Source organism: Terrabacter sp. 2RAF25 (assembly GCF_052115265.1).
GTDB lineage: Bacteria > Actinomycetota > Actinomycetes > Actinomycetales > Dermatophilaceae > Terrabacter.
In genome coordinates this window covers 156,610-170,634 of the sequence record NZ_JBFRGJ010000004.1, presented here as the reverse complement: position 1 = coordinate 170,634, position 14,025 = coordinate 156,610, and the positions used below count along the sequence as shown (strand labels likewise).

Here is a 14,025-nt window from a genome sequence, read left to right as displayed (position 1 = left end):
CATGACACACGTCCTGCCGTTCACGGACGGGGAGCTCGCCGCGATCCGCGGTGAGTTCCCCATCCTGGCGCGCACGGTGCGCGACGGCAGGCCGCTCGTCTACCTCGACGCCGGGGCGACGTCGCACAAGCCGACGCCGGTTCTCGACGCCGAGCGCGCCTTCTACGAGCAGCACAACGCGGCTGTCCACCGGGGCGCGCACCAGCTCGCCGAGGAGGCCACCGACGACTTCGAGGCGGCGCGCGCGACGATCGCGTCGTTCGTCGGGGCGCCGGCCGACGAGGTCGTCTTCACGAAGAACGCGACCGAGGCCCTGAACCTCGTCGCGTACGCCTTCTCCAACGCCGCGCCCACCGACGAGCCCAAGGACGACCGTTTCGTGCTCGGCCCGGATGACGAGGTGCTCGTCACCGAGATGGAGCACCACGCCAACCTCGTGCCGTGGCAGGAGCTGTGTCGCCGCACCGGCGCCACCCTTCGCTGGGTGCCCGTCGCGGCGGACGGCTCGCTCGACCTGTCGGGTCTGGACTTCCTGCTCTCCGAACTCACCAAGGTCTTCGCGTTCACGCACGTCTCCAACGTGCTCGGCACGGTCAACCCGGTCACCGAGCTCGCCCGGCGGGCGCATGCGGTCGGGGCGCTCGTCGTCGTCGACGCGTGCCAGTCGGTGCCGCACCTTGCAGTCGACGTGGCCACCCTCGGTGCCGACTTCATCGCCTTCAGCGGCCACAAGATGTACGGCCCGATGGGAGTCGGTGTGCTGTGGGGGCGTGCCGAGCTGCTCGACGTCATGCCCCCGTTCCTGACGGGCGGCTCGATGATCGAGCTCGTCACCATGGAGCGGTCGACCTACGCCCCGGCACCGCAGAAGTTCGAGGCGGGAGTGCCCAACGCGGCCCAGGCCGTGGGACTCGCCGCCGCCGTGCGGTGGATCGAGGCCCAGGGCATCGACCGCATCCACGCCCACGAGGCCGTCCTCGTCGACCTGCTCCAGCGTGGTCTCGCCGAGCGCCCCTGGGTGCGAGTGGTCGGCCCGGCCGTCGGCACCCCGCGCGGCGGCGCGGTCGCCTTCGTGGTGGACGGCGTGCACGCCCACGACGTGGGCCAGGTGCTCGACGACGCCGGCGTGGCCGTCCGCGTCGGGCACCACTGCGCGTGGCCTCTGCACCGTGCGCTCGGCGCCGCCGCGACCACCCGGGCGTCGTTCTCCGTGCACAGCACCGTGGGCGACGTCGAGGCGCTGCTCGCGGCCCTCGACCGGGTGCCCGAGATCTTCGGCATCGACGTGGACGTCACCGACCCCGACGCCGACCTGGACGCCCGCCACGACGCGCGCGCCCTGCGCGGCGAGCACGAGAGCGCGAAGGAGGCCAGCTGATGGACCTCTACCAGGAGCTGATCCTCGAGCACTCCAAGCGTCCGCACCGGGCCGGGCTCCGCGAGCCCTTCGACGCCGAGGTGCACCACATCAACCCGACCTGCGGCGATGAGGTCACCCTCCGCGTCGACGTCACCGGCTCCGGACCCGACGCCGTCGTCACCGACATCTCGTATGCCGCCCAGGGGTGCTCGATCTCCGTCGCCAGCACCTCGGTGCTGGCCGAGGAGGTCATCGGCCACCCGGTGTCCGAGGCGCTCGAGACGTTCGAGGCCATGCGTGAGATGTTGACGTCCAAGGGCAAGGTCGCCGGCGACGAGAACGTCATCGGCGACGGCGTGGCCTTCGCCGGCGTCTCCAAGTACCCCGCACGAGTCAAGTGCGCGCTGCTCGGCTGGACCGCCTTCACCGATGCCCTGGCTCGCGCCGGTGTCGACATCTCGACGACCACCAACACGAGTTCCGCCTCCCCACAAGGAGTTTCGTCATGACCCAGACCGTTCCCGCGTCCACCCCGCCCAACGTGGCCGACGTCGAGGAGGCCATGCGCGACGTGGTCGACCCCGAGCTCGGCATCAACGTGGTCGACCTCGGCCTCGTCTACGGCATCACCGTCGACGCCCAGTCTCACGCCGTCATCGACATGACGCTCACGTCGGCGGCCTGCCCGCTCACCGACGTCATCGAGGACCAGACCGCGCAGGCCCTCGAGGGGCTCGTCACGACGCACCGCATCAACTGGGTGTGGATGCCGCCGTGGGGCCCCGACAAGATCACCGAGGACGGCCGCGAGCAGCTGCGCGCGCTCGGCTTCAACCTCTGAGCCAGCTCCACCAGCGCTCGTGACGATGCGCGTCATCGAGGTCGACCCGGAGCGGTTCGACCGGTGGATGGCCGGCTTCGCCGAGCGGCACGGAGCCTACGACGCCGCCCAGGAGCCCACTCCCGGCGGCGTCGTCGTCTCTGCACGCGCCGCCGACGGATCCACCGTCGTGGCAACGCCCTTCACCTTCGACCCGGTGGGGATCGTGCTCGTCAGGCGCGGCGGGTATGCCGTCGGGCTGGCTTCGGCCGGCGTCCTGACCGCCTCGAAGGTCGGCACCCGGCACGTCCAGTCGCGCACGGCCGCAGGCGGCTGGTCCCAGCAACGGTTCGCGCGGCGTCGCGGCAAGCAGGCCGACGAGCTGGTCGACGCCGTCGTGGGACATGCGCGCAGGGTGCTGCTCGGCGACGACGAGTCACCGCCCGCGGGGGCCGACGGCATACCTCGTGGTCTCGTCGTCGGGGGAGACCGCACCCTCGTCCGCGCGGTCGTCGGTGACCATGCACTGCGCGCCCTGGCCGGGCTGCCGGTGCGCGAGCTCTACGACCTGCCCGACCCGAAGCGCGACGTGCTGGAGGCGGCGCTCCGCCGCGGACGTGCAGTGCGGCTCGAGCTCACCGAGCCCGCCTGACCCGTCGAACGACCGACCCGGCAATCGAAAGAACACTCCGTAGGAACGGAATGTTCTTTCGATTGCCGGGTCGAGCAGTTCCTTCGTCTGGGGTCAGCTGACGGTGTCGACCCCGAAGGTGTTGCACTGGTTGATGTCGCCGGTCTGCCAGCCCTGCGTGAACCACTTGGTCCGGGCCTCGGCCGAGCCGTGGGTCCAGTTCTCGGGGGTGACGCGGCCCTGCATCTTCTCCTGGATGCGGTCGTCGCCCACGGCGGATGCGGCGGACAGGGCCGACTGGATGTCCTGCTCGGTGATGGCCTTGAGCAACGGGGTGCCGGACGCGTCGGTCGTCTCGGTGGCGTGCTTGACCCACGTGCCCGCGAGGCAGTCGGCCATGAGCTCGATGCGGACGGCGCCGGAGTTCGGGCCCTGGGGGTCCTGCTGGGCGCGGTTCAGGATGCCGAGGAGGTTCTGCACGTGGTGGCCGTACTCGTGGGCGAGGACGTACTCCTTCGCGAGCTGGCCGCCGTCGGCACCGAACTTGCTCTGCAGCTCCTGGAAGAAGCTCGCGTCGACGTAGACCTTGGAGTCGAGCGGGCAGTAGAAGGGGCCGACCTGCGAGTTGGCCGTGCCGCACCCCGACGGCGTCTGGCCCTGGTAGATCACGGTCTTCACCGGCTCGTAGTTCATCTGGTACTTCGGCAGCGTCTTCTGCCAGTAGTCCTGCACGCTGTTGACCGTGGCGACGATGAGGCACACGTCGTTCTTGTTGGCGTCGGCGCCGGTCTTGCACTGCGAGAACTGGCTCTGGTTGACCTGGCCGGCCGCGGCGACCTGGCTGCTGTCGAGCTGCTGGGTCTGGAGGCCGCCGGCCGATCCGCCGGAGTCGCCGCCGCCGAGGATCTTGCCACCGCCGAAGATGAGCATCAGCACGAGCAGGATCAGCCCGCCGATGCCGCCGCCGACCTGGATGCCTCCCGGGAAGCCGCCGCCACCACCACCGCCACCGCCGCCGAAGCCGCCGCTCGAGCCGCTCTCGACCTGCGAGGTGTCGAGCTGGACGTTGTCGTTGAAGCTCATGTCACCGCTCCTCGGGATCGGGACCGGGGGCTCCCCGGTCCGGTCGAGATCACCCTAGTGCGCGGCGCCTCGGATTCGTCCTCTGCTGCATCGGGGTCGTACCCGGTTCGAGCCTCGGGAGCGCGCGGTGCGGGCCGCGGGACACGGGCTGACCGCGACAGCCGCGCGCCGAGTTCTGTGACGGCGTCGACGAGGGCCTGGGAGCCCTGCACCTCGAAGTCGAGGGGGGTCACGGCGAGCTGTCGGGCGTACCACTCCGGGTTGTCGGTCGTCGCCCGGAGCAGCACCCCGCCCTCGGCGGCCTCGAGGCGGCCGAGGCTGCGCGGCACCCAGCGTGCGGTGTCGTCGAAGGATGCGCGGAAGAGCACCTCGACCGGGTGGCGCCACCCCTGGGACAGGTGCTCCTCGAGCGCCCGCAGGGCGTCGAGGTCCGCCGGCGGGGTGAACGTCTGGGAGGTCGTGAACACGGACACGATCCGGTCGACGCGCAGGGCGCGGACGGCCTGGCGGGTGTGGGAGAACCCGAGGAGGTACCAGCGGCCGTGACGCAGCACGACCGCCCACGGGTCGACCTCCATCGGTCGCTCGGTGTCGGGGCCGAGGCTGTAGGTCAGGTGGACGCGCCGCGCCCTGGTGCAGGCCTCGACGAGCCGGCCTGTGATCGCGGCGTCGACGGGACGGCTCTCCTCCGGCGCCGGTCCGGGTTCGCGGCGGACGGCCCGGAGCGGCTCGGCCACAGGCTGGGGGAGCACCCGCAGGATCTTCGACAGTGCGGCACCGACGAGCTCGGTCGGGTCCGCGGCGTCACGGTGGCCCTCGAGAACGGCCATGACCAGACCCAGGGCCTCGGCAGCCGAGAACATGAGGGGCGGCAGGCGAAGGCCGCGGCCGACACGGTAGCCGCCGCTCGGCCCGGTCGCCGAGTCGATGGGCAGGTCGGCCTCGCGCAGGATGGCGACGTAGCGACGGGCCGCACGCTCGGTCACCCCGAGGAGCTCGCCGAGCCGCTGCGCGCTGATGCCGGGGGAGTCCTGGATCGCCTCGAGGGCGAGCAGGGCCCGAGCGGTGGGACTGGTGTCATGCCGCATGTGCTCCTCCGTTGCGGACGCGTTTCGTCCGGAACGACGCTATCGCGTCCGTCGATCCCTGGGGTCGGACGCAGCGCACGCGTGGCGAGCGTCCGCTCCGACGGGCGCAGGCCACCCGCGACGCTTGCGCATTTCTTGCGAAAAGGCTGCCCACAAATAGCAAGATCCGGACAATTCGGAGAGTCGTCCTCCTAGTCTCCGGAGTCATCACATGTCCACCAACCCTCGCGTCCGCCGCCCTCGCCACGTCCTTGCCCGCGTCGCCGGCTCGTTGCTCGTCGCCATCGGCGTGGCCGCTGCCACCCTGGCAGTCGCACCGGGCGCGGCTGCAGCGTCGAAGGCGCGCGCGGCGACCACGTCTGCGAGCACCACGGTGACGACCTCCTCGACGAACGACACGCGGGCGATGTGGGTCTGGGACACCAGCACTCCCACGGCGACGGTCGACCTGGCCGTGAGCGCTGGCATCGACCAGCTCTTCGTGGCGGTCCCGCCGAACCTCACGACATCGAGCCAGCTGCCGGCCATCCGCACCCTGGCCGACCGCGCCAGGGCCGCGGGAATCCGTGTGGACGCCCTCGGCGGCGACCCAGGCTGGGTCGACAACCCGACGTGGGTCGTCACCTACTGGCTCAAGCCGGCCAGGAGCAGCGGTCTGTTCACCGGCGTCCACATCGACATCGAGCCCTACTCCACGCCGGCCTGGACGTCGGACCGGCCCACGGTCGTGGCGAAGTACCTGGCCCTCCTCGACAAGCTCAAGGCGAACGCCGGGACCTACCCCATCGAGGCCGACATCCCCTTCTGGTTCAACACGATTCCCGCCACCGCGACCGGGGGAGGCGCGTCGAGCCTCGACCGCGAGATCATGAAGCGCACGGCAGGGGTGACGGTGATGGCCTACCGCAACACCGCGAGCGGACCCGACGGGACACTCGACATCGCTGCTGCCGCGCTCACGGCAGGCGCCGCCCTGGGCAAGCCCGTGCGGCTCGGCCAGGAGACGACCTACCTCGGCGACACCCCGGTCGACGCGAAGCAGACCTTCTACGGCTGGACCCGCACGAACATGGAGACGCAGCTCGCGCAGGTGAACGTCGGTGCCGCGGCATACGCCTCCTACGCCGGCCTCGCGATCCACAGCGCCAGCGGGTATGCCGCCATGGCCCCCTGAGCCGAAAGGGATCGTCGGCGACGTTGTCGAACCCTGCCCCTTCCCGTTCGACGTCTCGGTGAGTCAGGGTGTTGTCGGTCGACAGGACCGAGCCTGACTGACCCGAAGGAGTACAGCGATGAAGGTCATGATCCTGGGCAAGGCGACGGCGGCGTCCGAGTCGGGCGAGCTCGGCAGCCCCGAGGAGTTCGCGGCGATGAATGCGTTCAACGAGCAGCTCGTCGAAGCCGGCATCGTGCTGGCCGGCGACGGGCTCCAGCCGTCGAGCAAGGGAAAGCGGGTCTCGTTCGACCGCGATGGTCGCCCCACGGTTCTCGACGGACCCTTCGCCGAGACGAAAGAGGTCGTCGCCGGCTACGGCATCTGGGAGGTGGCCTCGATCGAGGAGGCGGTCGAGTGGGTGAAGCGTTCGCCCCTACGCGACAGCGAGGTCGAGATCCGCAAGATCCTCGACGCCTCGGACTTCGACCCGGTGCTCACCGAGCAGATCGTCGCGGCCGAGGAGCGCGGTCGCCAGGCTCAGGCGGGCTCGCCCGCCTGAGCGCGGGCAGGGCACCCCCCGGCCGGCCGGCACGGCAAAACCACCTGCGCCGTCGGTGGCTCGTGGGGTTGGATCGTGTCGGCGGCCGGCCGACGGTCGCCGGGCGGTGGACCGCCCGGCCACGACGACGAGAGCAGGGCGACCGACGATGAAGAGCTACCCGCTCCTCGGTATGAGGGTCAGCACACCGACCCTGGAGCTGCGCAGCGCCACCGACGAGCTGCTGGACGATCTCTCCGAGCTCGTGCGCTCCGGCAAGACCCATGCCGAGCCGGCTCCCTACGACGACCCGATGTCGTTCTACGAGAAGGACCCCGACCTGCGCGTGGCCACATGGCTGCGGGCGATCTGGCGCGGCCGTGGCCGCGTCGAACCGGAGGCCTGGCGCCTCTACTTCGTGGTCATGGTCGACGGTCGGCCGGTCGGCGAGCAGACGCTGAGCGGGGTCGACTTCGCGACCCTGGGCACCGTCACGACGTTCTCGTGGCTCTCCGCCGACCTGCGAGGCCGAGGCCTCGGACGCGAGATGCGTGAGGCGATCCTGCACCTCGCGTTCCACGGCCTCGGCGCCAAGGAGGCCTCCAGTGATGCCTTCGTCGACAACGAGGGCTCCAACGCCGTCTCTCGCGCCCTCGGCTACGAGCCCAACGGGTCCGAGTGGGCGACGCGCCAGGGCCAGCCGGCCCTGCTCAACAGGTGGCGGCTGACCAGGGAGACCTGGGAGCTGCGACGGCGCGCCGACATCCGGCTCCGCGGCGTGGAGGCCGCCCGATCCCTGCTGCCGTTGACCTGACGCCGTATGCCGGCCGGCTCGTCAGCCCCAGAAGCCGGCGAGCTGCTCGGCGAGCTCGAGTCCCTGTGCGTGCCCGCCGCGCGCCGCCTGCGGCATCGTCGAGGGGTCCAGCGCGTTCGCGTCGAACACGTCGCCGGAGCGCTCGTCGGGAAACACCGTCTCGACCGTGCTGCCGCCGGCGCGGAGCTCGGCGACCTGGGTCGCGAGGTCCATGCCCCAGCCGGACGGCATGCGCGATCGGCCGCTGAAGGGTGACATCACAAGGACGCGCCCGAATCCCGTTGCCAGATCGGCGTTCTCGCTGCGGCGGTAGCCGCCGTTGAGGTAGCGCTCCTCGCCGATGGGATAGGGCGTCAGCGCCGATGTGCTGGCGGCGACCGCGTCGACGAGGTCGACGCCGCTGCGCCGCTCGAAGACGACCGGCTCACCCGTGCGGGCGTTGACGGCGACGATGTGGACGTCCTGCGACGGCCAATCGTGGCTCGGCAGACGCGAGGCGACGATGTCGCGCCAGCGGGAAGGGCCCGGGCCCACTGACGCGTCCAGCTCGAGGGCCGCGGCACCGAGTCGGCGACGCATGTCGGCCGGGTCAGCGGCCGACGCGATGATGGCGTCGGACCACTGGAGGTAGCTGGGGCCCGAGACGTTGGCCCCTCGCGGCGGCCCATCCCGCGTGGCGCTGCCCGCCGCCGGTGGCGCCATGGCGGCCAGGGCGGCATACAGCACGGCGGGCGACGTGCCGCTCGTCACCTGGGCGGCCACCGTCGAGCCTGCCGATGTGCCGATGACGAGCTCGGCCCGCGTCACGTCGACGCCGCCGGCTAGCAGACCGGCGATGACCCCTGTTTCCCACGCGTTCCCGGCAGCGCCTGCGCCTGCGAGCACCAGCGCCCGCCCGTCGGGGTGCGTGAGGTCGGCCGGGGTCGAGGGCGTCATCGTCACAGCCGCCCGTCAGGAGACGACGACGGCGTCGGGGGTGGTCGTGGTGAGGCGCATGCGCACGGTGACCTCGTCGCCGATGCGGGGTGGGGCGACGCCGGCGGGCAGCGACAGCAGGCTGCACTGCATGTGCGGTGGCTCGGCGAACCGGGGCATGACGCCCGAGACGGTGAACGGCGAACGCACCCGGTGCGCGGCCTCGAGCACGCCCTCGGTGATCGCGATGGCCCGTGTCCGCGCGGTCGCGGCGGACGACGGGCTCTCCATCGCGACCCCGTGCGACGTGCCGCCGCTGACGACGACGACGTGGCCGGCCGACAGTGGCCGCTGTCGGTAGCCCACCCGGGTCCCCTTCGCCACGGGCCGGACGTCGAGCACGTGGGCCCACACCTCGTAGGACCCCTTGTCGGAGTACCACAGGTCGGTGCCGATGCGAGGGCGGAACTCGTGCTCCGGGTGTCGGGCGGCCAGGGTCGCGAGCTCGGCTGCGGAGACGTGCGAGACGAACCACGATCGAACGCCCGGCACTGCGGCGATGAACCGCGTGATCTCGTCGACGTGGCCGGTGCCCAGGGGCAGGTGGAGCGTGACCCCCACCGCGTCGGCCGCGCCGGCGAGCTCTGCGACGTCGGCGGCTGGTGCGCCGAAGCGGTTCATCGTCGTCAGCCCCTCGACGACCACCCGCGCGTCCGGGGAGGCCCGCCGCAGGTCCTCGAGGTCCTCGTGCGTCGTCATCGTGTGCACCGCACGCCGGTTCGCGAGGTCGGGCACGGCGCCGTGGATCGCGGCGCGGTAGGGCTCCATGACCAGGACGTCGCCGCCGTAGGCCGCGAGCGCCTCGGGCAGCTCGGTGTAGGTGCCGACGGCCACCATCGAGACGCCGAGCCGGGACGCCTCGGCGCAGAGCAGGTCGCGACCGAAGCCGTAGCCGTTGCCCTTGATGACCGGCACGATGCCTGGCCGGTCGGCCACGAACTGGTCGTGACCAGCTCGCCAGCGCTCACCGTCGATGTGCAGCACGAACGACACGAGGGATCACCGCCGCTTCATGTAGAGGTCGAAAGCCTTGAACAGCAAGCGGTTCAGCGGCAGGTCCCATTCGCCTGCGAGCCGCACCGCCTCGCCACCCGTGCCGACCTTGAAGCGGATCAGCCCGATGTGCGGGTTGGCCTCGTCGACGGTGTTGGTGATGCCGCGAAGGTCGTAGACCGAGGCACCGGCAGCGATCGAGTCCTGCATCATCCGCCACTGGATCGCCGTCGAGCCCTGCAGCTCGCGCTTCGCCGAGGTTGACGCGCCGTAGGAGTACCAGGCGTGCTCGCCGACCCGGATGAAGACCGTCGCCGCGAGCACGTCTCCCTCGTGCTCGGCCAGGTAGACCCGGATGCGGTCGGGGTCCTCGGCCGACAGGGCGGCATACATCTGCTCGAAGTACGCGAGGCCACGCGGGGTGAACCGGTCGCGCTCGGCGGTCTCGACGTAGGTGCGGTGGAAGGCCGGCAGGTCGGAGGCGTCCCCGACGCGGACGGTGACGCCGTTCTTGACGGTCTTCTTGATGTTGCGCCGCCACAGCTGGTTCATGCCGGAGAGGACATCGGCCTGGGAGCGGCCGGCGAGCGGCACCTGGAAGACGTACTCGGGCTGCCCGGCGGCGAAGCCGTCCTCGGGGGAGAGGTGCCGGAAGCCGAGGCGACGCAGCTCGCCGACGACGGCCGTGCCGACCGGCTCGACGACATCGGGGGTCGCCTCGTCGTAGCGGCGCACCGAGCTGTCGCCGATCGCGGCCTTGATGGTCGCGGCGTGCCAACGGTGCGTCGCGACGGGTGGCCCGAGACGAAGCGCGAACGCGCCCTTGGCCTTGAGGTGGTCGCGCAGGGCTCGCAGCAGCTCGACGAGCCGCGGGGAGGACCAGTCGAGGCACGGCCCCTCAGGGACGTAGGCGAGCGAGCGGCGGATCTTCGGCAGCGACCGGTGCAGCACGAGCGCGGCGCCCACCATCTGCTCACCCTCGAACCAGCCGACCGACTCGGAGCGCCACTCCTTCTTCACGTCGGCCCAGGCCGGCGTCTGCAGGAAGCTCGCCGACGGCTGGGTGCGCAGCCACGCGAGGTGCTCGGCTGCGGTGATGTCACGGACGGTGATGGGCGCGCTCACGGTCGCTCACGCTACCCGAGCGGGCGCCCGCGTCCGACATGCCTCGCCCTGCCCGAGCGCGCCCCCGCCACGCCGGGGCCGCCAGCACCCGGCGTACGCCATCGGCTCGCGTGTGCCGCCTGCCTCAGCCCCAGCCCATGCTGCGGGGGTCGGGAGGCAGTCGTGGGTTGAGCAGGTGCGCGACGAGCGCGGTCCAGCCGGTCTGGTGCGTGGCACCGAGCCCCTCGCCCGTGTCGCCGTCGAAGTACTCGGAGAACGTCGGGTGGTCCGACCACAGCGGGTCGGGGCTCGACTCGATGCGCTTGCCGTCCGAGGGGCGTCGCCCGTCGACGGGCCGGAAGAGCGCGGTCAGCCCGCTGTCGATGACGTCGGCCGCCTGGTCGAGGGTGCACCAGTTGCCGGACCCGGTCGGCACCTCGATGGTGAACGAGTCGCCGAAGTAGCGGCCGTAGGTGCGCAGCTTGTCGGCGAGCAGGACGTTGACGGGGAACCAGACGGGCCCGCGCCAGTTGGAGTTGCCGCCGAACATGCCGGTGCGCGACTCGCCCGGCTCGTACTCGATCGACACGGTCTCGTTGCCGACACGCGCGGTCACCGCCTGTCGCTGGGCCGCCGACAGGGAGCGAATTCCGTAGGGGGACAAGAACTCCTCGCTGTCGAACATGCGCTGCAGGATGCGCCGCAGCCGCTTCGGCGGCACGAGGGTGAGCAGCATCTTGCCGTCCGGGCGTGCGAGCATCGGCTTGACGAGCTCGGGCCGGCGTTCCTGGAGCCACGTGAACCGGCTCGTGACGTCGGGGCACTCCTCGACGACCCACGACGGGATCTCGGTCGCGCCGAGGATCGGCAGCAGGCCCACCATCGAGCGCACCCGCATGTGCGGTGCGCTGCCGTTGGGCTGCACGAGCACGTCGTAGTAGAAGCCGTCCTCCTCGTGCCAGAGGCTCTTGTCGCTCGAGCCGAAGTGGCGCATCGCCTGGGCGATCGAGAGGAAGTGTTCGAGGAACTTCGTCGCGACGTCGTCCCACGCCTTGTCGGTGCGCGCCAGCTCGAGCGCGATCTTGAGCATCTGCTGGCAGTAGAAGGCCATCCAGCTCGTCGCGTCGGACTGCTCGAGGCGGAAGCCGGGCGGCAGGGGCGCCGACCGGTTGAACAGGCCGATGTTGTCCATGCCGAGGAAGCCGCCCTCGAAGAGGTTGCTGCCGTTGGCGTCCTTGCGGTTGACCCACCACGCGAAGTTGAGCAGCAGCTTGGTGAAGACGCGTACGAGGAACTCGCGGTCGCGGTAGCCGTCGATGCGGTAGACGTGCCACGCCGCCCACGCGTGGACGGGCGGGTTGACGTCACCGAACTCCCACTCGTATGCCGGCAGCTGGCCGTTGGGGGCCATCGCCCATTCGCGGCACATGAGGAGCAGCTGCTCCTTGGCGAACTCCGGGTCGACGTGGGCGAGGGGGAGGCAGTGGAAGGCGAGGTCCCACGCGGCGAACCACGGGTACTCCCACTCGTCGGGCATCGAGATGACGTCGGCGAGCGCCAGGTGCCTCCAGTGCTCGTTGCGGCCCTGCTTGCGCGACTCGGGGGCGCGGTGGCCGACGGGGTCGCCGTCGAGCCACTGGCGTACGTCGTAGCGGTAGAGCTGCTTGCCCCAGAGCAGCCCGGCGTACGCCCGGCGGGCGACGTGCCGGTCCTCGGCGCCCAGCGACGGGTCGATGACGTGCTCGTAGAACTCGTCCGCCTCGTAGGCGCGGGTCGTGAGCCGCTCCTCGAAGTCGTCACCGAACCACGCCGAGTCGGGGTCGCCGGTGGCGAGGCGCAGGTCGACAGTCACGGTCTCACCGGGCTCGACGGTGTCGAAGCGGTACCAGAACGAGCACTTGCTGCCGTAGCCACCCGGGTTGGTCGCCTTGGTGCGCCCGTGGACGACACGCTGGTTGATGGCGTCCTTCGGGTAGAGCGAGTGGTTCGCGGGGGCGGCGTCACCGAACAGGTGCTTGGCGTTGGTCTCGTTGTCGCAGAAGAGCGTCGTCGGTGACCCCGAGGCCGCGAGCACGTAGCGGCCGAGGAACCCGTGCGTGACCTCCGCGGCGCGGTAGCCGCGCGGCGGGCGGCCGTTGCGCCGGATCTCGTGCAGCTCCGTGACGCGGTTGTCGGTGCCCCACGACCACGTGTTGCGCAGCCAGATCGTCGGCAGCACGTGCAGCGGTGCGGCCTCGGGGCCGTGGTTCGTCGCGGTGATGCGGATGCAGATGTCGTCGGGTCCGGCCTTCGCGTACGTCAGGAGCACGTCGAAGAACTCGTTGCCGTCGAGGATCCCGGTGTCGCCGAGCTCGTACTCGCGCTCGTGGCGGCTGCGCTCGCGGTTCTCGCGGCGCAGCTGCTCGTAGGGGAACTCGGCCTGCGGGTAGCGGTAGAGCCACTGCATCCACGAGTGGGTGGGCGTGCCGTCGAGGGCCCACCAGTACTCCTTGGCGTCCTCGCCGTGGTTGCCCTCCTCGTTCGTCAGGCCGAAGAGGCGCTCCTTGAGGATCGGGTCCTTGCCGTTCCAGAGGGCGACGGAGAAGTTGAGGAATCCGAACCGGTCGCTGATGCCGCCGAGCCCGTCCTCGCCCCACCGGTAGGCCCGCGAGACCGCTTGGTCGAAGGGGAACTCGGACCATGCGTTGCCGCCCGCGGAGTAGTCCTCGCGGACCGTGCCCCACTGGCGCCCGGACAGGTAGGGGCCCCAGAGGCGCCACGGGGCGTCGTGGCCGGAGGAGTCGGCGAGCCGAGCGTGCTCGGGGCTGGGCGGCTCGTCCGGGTCGAGCGGGCTGTTCATCCGCACATGGTGACGCATCGAGGTATCAGGTGCGTTACGACCCGTCGCGAGGTGGTGTGTCGCGCAGCGGGGTGAGGAGCCGGTGCGGTGAGCGCAGCAGGGCGGACAGCGGGTGGGTCGGCGGGTCGGTGCGTGCGCCGGGGCCCGGTCGCGTCTCGAGCTCGCGGGCCGGTGGGGTCGCGCCGCAGACGGGGCAGCGGCCCGATGCGTCGAGGTCGGCGTCGCACGTCACGTGGCGGAAGAGCCGCCGAGGGCCGCGAGGCGACGTCTCGTCGTCGCCCCACCGCATGAGGGCGTGGACGGCGGGCCAGAGCGCCTCTCCGGACGGGGTGAGGGCGTACGCRTCGTGTCCCTCGTGCGCGTGCCGCTCGAGCACGCCGGCGACGACGAGCGATCCGAGCCGCTGCGTGAGCACGGCCTTGGAGATGCCGAGCCGGCGGCTGAAGTCGCTGAAGCGGGTGACGCCGAGGAAGGCATCACGGACGAGCAGCAGCGACCAGCGCTCGCCGACGATCTCGAGGGCCTTGGCGAGCGAGCAGTCCTGTCCGGCGTAGTCCGTTCCGAGGGGCACGGAATGAAGATACGTCGTGGTCTGTTCATAAGACCAACTTGCCGGACCGATGG

14 protein-coding genes are annotated in these 14,025 nt (G+C 71.1%); 7 read left to right on the top strand and 7 right to left on the bottom strand.

The window, feature by feature from the left end; translation table 11 throughout:
* Position 1 precedes the first annotated feature (1 nt).
* Genes AB4091_RS12660 through AB4091_RS12645 form a run of 4 tightly spaced genes read left to right on the top strand, consistent with a single transcriptional unit; the run spans position 2 to position 2,832 of the window.
* On the top strand, positions 2–1,378 hold the full coding sequence (locus tag AB4091_RS12660; RefSeq protein WP_442292101.1) for a SufS family cysteine desulfurase: 1,377 nt from the start codon (positions 2–4) through the stop codon (positions 1,376–1,378).
* Positions 1,378–1,869: a Fe-S cluster assembly sulfur transfer protein SufU gene (gene sufU, locus AB4091_RS12655; protein ID WP_442292100.1), complete on the top strand. Its 492-nt coding sequence runs from the start codon at positions 1,378–1,380 to the stop codon at positions 1,867–1,869. The genes AB4091_RS12660 and sufU overlap by 1 nt, the downstream gene beginning before the upstream one ends.
* Positions 1,866–2,201 carry a metal-sulfur cluster assembly factor gene (locus tag AB4091_RS12650; RefSeq protein ID WP_442292099.1) on the top strand — a complete coding sequence of 112 codons (336 nt, stop codon included), beginning with the start codon at positions 1,866–1,868 and terminating at the stop codon, positions 2,199–2,201. The genes sufU and AB4091_RS12650 overlap by 4 nt, the downstream gene beginning before the upstream one ends.
* Before the next feature lie 25 nt (positions 2,202–2,226).
* Entirely contained in the window at positions 2,227–2,832 is a 606-nt protein-coding gene (locus AB4091_RS12645; RefSeq protein ID WP_442292302.1) for an acVLRF1 family peptidyl-tRNA hydrolase, read from the top strand.
* A gap of 93 nt (positions 2,833–2,925) precedes the next feature.
* Here the strand turns inward: AB4091_RS12645 and ypfJ are convergent, their stop codons facing one another.
* Positions 2,926–3,894, bottom strand: coding sequence for a KPN_02809 family neutral zinc metallopeptidase (ypfJ, locus tag AB4091_RS12640; RefSeq protein WP_442292098.1), 969 nt, complete (start codon positions 3,892–3,894; stop codon positions 2,926–2,928).
* Positions 3,891–4,982 carry a helix-turn-helix transcriptional regulator gene (locus AB4091_RS12635; RefSeq protein ID WP_442292097.1) on the bottom strand — a complete coding sequence of 364 codons (1,092 nt, stop codon included), beginning with the start codon at positions 4,980–4,982 and terminating at the stop codon, positions 3,891–3,893. The genes ypfJ and AB4091_RS12635 overlap by 4 nt, the downstream gene beginning before the upstream one ends.
* 211 nt (positions 4,983–5,193) lie before the next feature.
* Here AB4091_RS12635 and AB4091_RS12630 point away from each other — a divergent pair, with 211 nt between their 5' ends.
* The 3 genes from AB4091_RS12630 (at position 5,194) to AB4091_RS12620 (ending at position 7,490) form a co-directional block, all read left to right on the top strand.
* Positions 5,194–6,156 (top strand): hypothetical protein, encoded by a 963-nt coding sequence (locus tag AB4091_RS12630; RefSeq protein ID WP_442292096.1) that lies wholly within the window; start codon positions 5,194–5,196, stop codon positions 6,154–6,156.
* Positions 6,157–6,274: 118 nt separating this feature from the next.
* On the top strand, positions 6,275–6,697 hold the full coding sequence (locus AB4091_RS12625) for a YciI family protein (protein ID WP_442292095.1): 423 nt from the start codon (positions 6,275–6,277) through the stop codon (positions 6,695–6,697).
* A gap of 148 nt (positions 6,698–6,845) precedes the next feature.
* Complete coding sequence (locus tag AB4091_RS12620; protein WP_442292094.1) at positions 6,846–7,490, top strand: GNAT family N-acetyltransferase; 645 nt, start codon at positions 6,846–6,848, stop codon at positions 7,488–7,490.
* A 21-nt stretch (positions 7,491–7,511) separates the two neighbouring features.
* Here AB4091_RS12620 and AB4091_RS12615 read toward each other — a convergent pair whose 3' ends face one another.
* The 5 genes from AB4091_RS12615 to AB4091_RS12595 all read right to left on the bottom strand — a co-directional run bounded on the left by AB4091_RS12615 (position 7,512) and on the right by AB4091_RS12595 (position 13,972).
* Complete coding sequence (locus tag AB4091_RS12615; RefSeq protein WP_442292093.1) at positions 7,512–8,426, bottom strand: patatin-like phospholipase family protein; 915 nt, start codon at positions 8,424–8,426, stop codon at positions 7,512–7,514.
* Positions 8,427–8,441: 15 nt separating this feature from the next.
* Positions 8,442–9,458: an alanine racemase gene (locus tag AB4091_RS12610; protein ID WP_442292092.1), complete on the bottom strand. Its 1,017-nt coding sequence runs from the start codon at positions 9,456–9,458 to the stop codon at positions 8,442–8,444.
* 6 nt (positions 9,459–9,464) lie between these two features.
* Entirely contained in the window at positions 9,465–10,583 is a 1,119-nt protein-coding gene (locus tag AB4091_RS12605) for a lipid II:glycine glycyltransferase FemX (RefSeq protein WP_442292091.1), read from the bottom strand.
* 124 nt (positions 10,584–10,707) lie between these two features.
* Positions 10,708–13,401, bottom strand: coding sequence for an MGH1-like glycoside hydrolase domain-containing protein (locus tag AB4091_RS12600; RefSeq protein WP_442292090.1), 2,694 nt, complete (start codon positions 13,399–13,401; stop codon positions 10,708–10,710).
* A 34-nt stretch (positions 13,402–13,435) separates the two neighbouring features.
* The gene (locus AB4091_RS12595; protein ID WP_442292089.1) at positions 13,436–13,972 is read right to left on the bottom strand and encodes a winged helix-turn-helix transcriptional regulator; all 537 of its coding nucleotides are present in this window, start codon (positions 13,970–13,972) and stop codon (positions 13,436–13,438) included.
* Positions 13,973–14,025: the final 53 nt, after the last annotated feature.

Bases quoted from the DNA above. Each gene is read 5' to 3' on its own strand.
- AB4091_RS12645 (WP_442292302.1), top strand. From the start codon at position 2,227: ATGCGCGTCATCGAGGTCGACCCGGAGCGGTTCGACCGGTGGATGGCC.
- AB4091_RS12660 (WP_442292101.1), top strand. From the start codon at position 2: ATGACACACGTCCTGCCGTTCACGGACGGGGAGCTCGCCGCGATCCGC.
- AB4091_RS12630 (WP_442292096.1), top strand. From the start codon at position 5,194: ATGTCCACCAACCCTCGCGTCCGCCGCCCTCGCCACGTCCTTGCCCGC.
- AB4091_RS12650 (WP_442292099.1), top strand. From the start codon at position 1,866: ATGACCCAGACCGTTCCCGCGTCCACCCCGCCCAACGTGGCCGACGTC.
- sufU (WP_442292100.1), top strand. From the start codon at position 1,378: ATGGACCTCTACCAGGAGCTGATCCTCGAGCACTCCAAGCGTCCGCAC.
- ypfJ (WP_442292098.1), bottom strand. From the start codon at position 3,894: ATGAGCTTCAACGACAACGTCCAGCTCGACACCTCGCAGGTCGAGAGC.
- AB4091_RS12625 (WP_442292095.1), top strand. From the start codon at position 6,275: ATGAAGGTCATGATCCTGGGCAAGGCGACGGCGGCGTCCGAGTCGGGC.
- AB4091_RS12600 (WP_442292090.1), bottom strand. From the start codon at position 13,401: ATGAACAGCCCGCTCGACCCGGACGAGCCGCCCAGCCCCGAGCACGCT.
- AB4091_RS12635 (WP_442292097.1), bottom strand. From the start codon at position 4,982: ATGCGGCATGACACCAGTCCCACCGCTCGGGCCCTGCTCGCCCTCGAG.
- AB4091_RS12620 (WP_442292094.1), top strand. From the start codon at position 6,846: ATGAAGAGCTACCCGCTCCTCGGTATGAGGGTCAGCACACCGACCCTG.
- AB4091_RS12615 (WP_442292093.1), bottom strand. From the start codon at position 8,426: ATGACGCCCTCGACCCCGGCCGACCTCACGCACCCCGACGGGCGGGCG.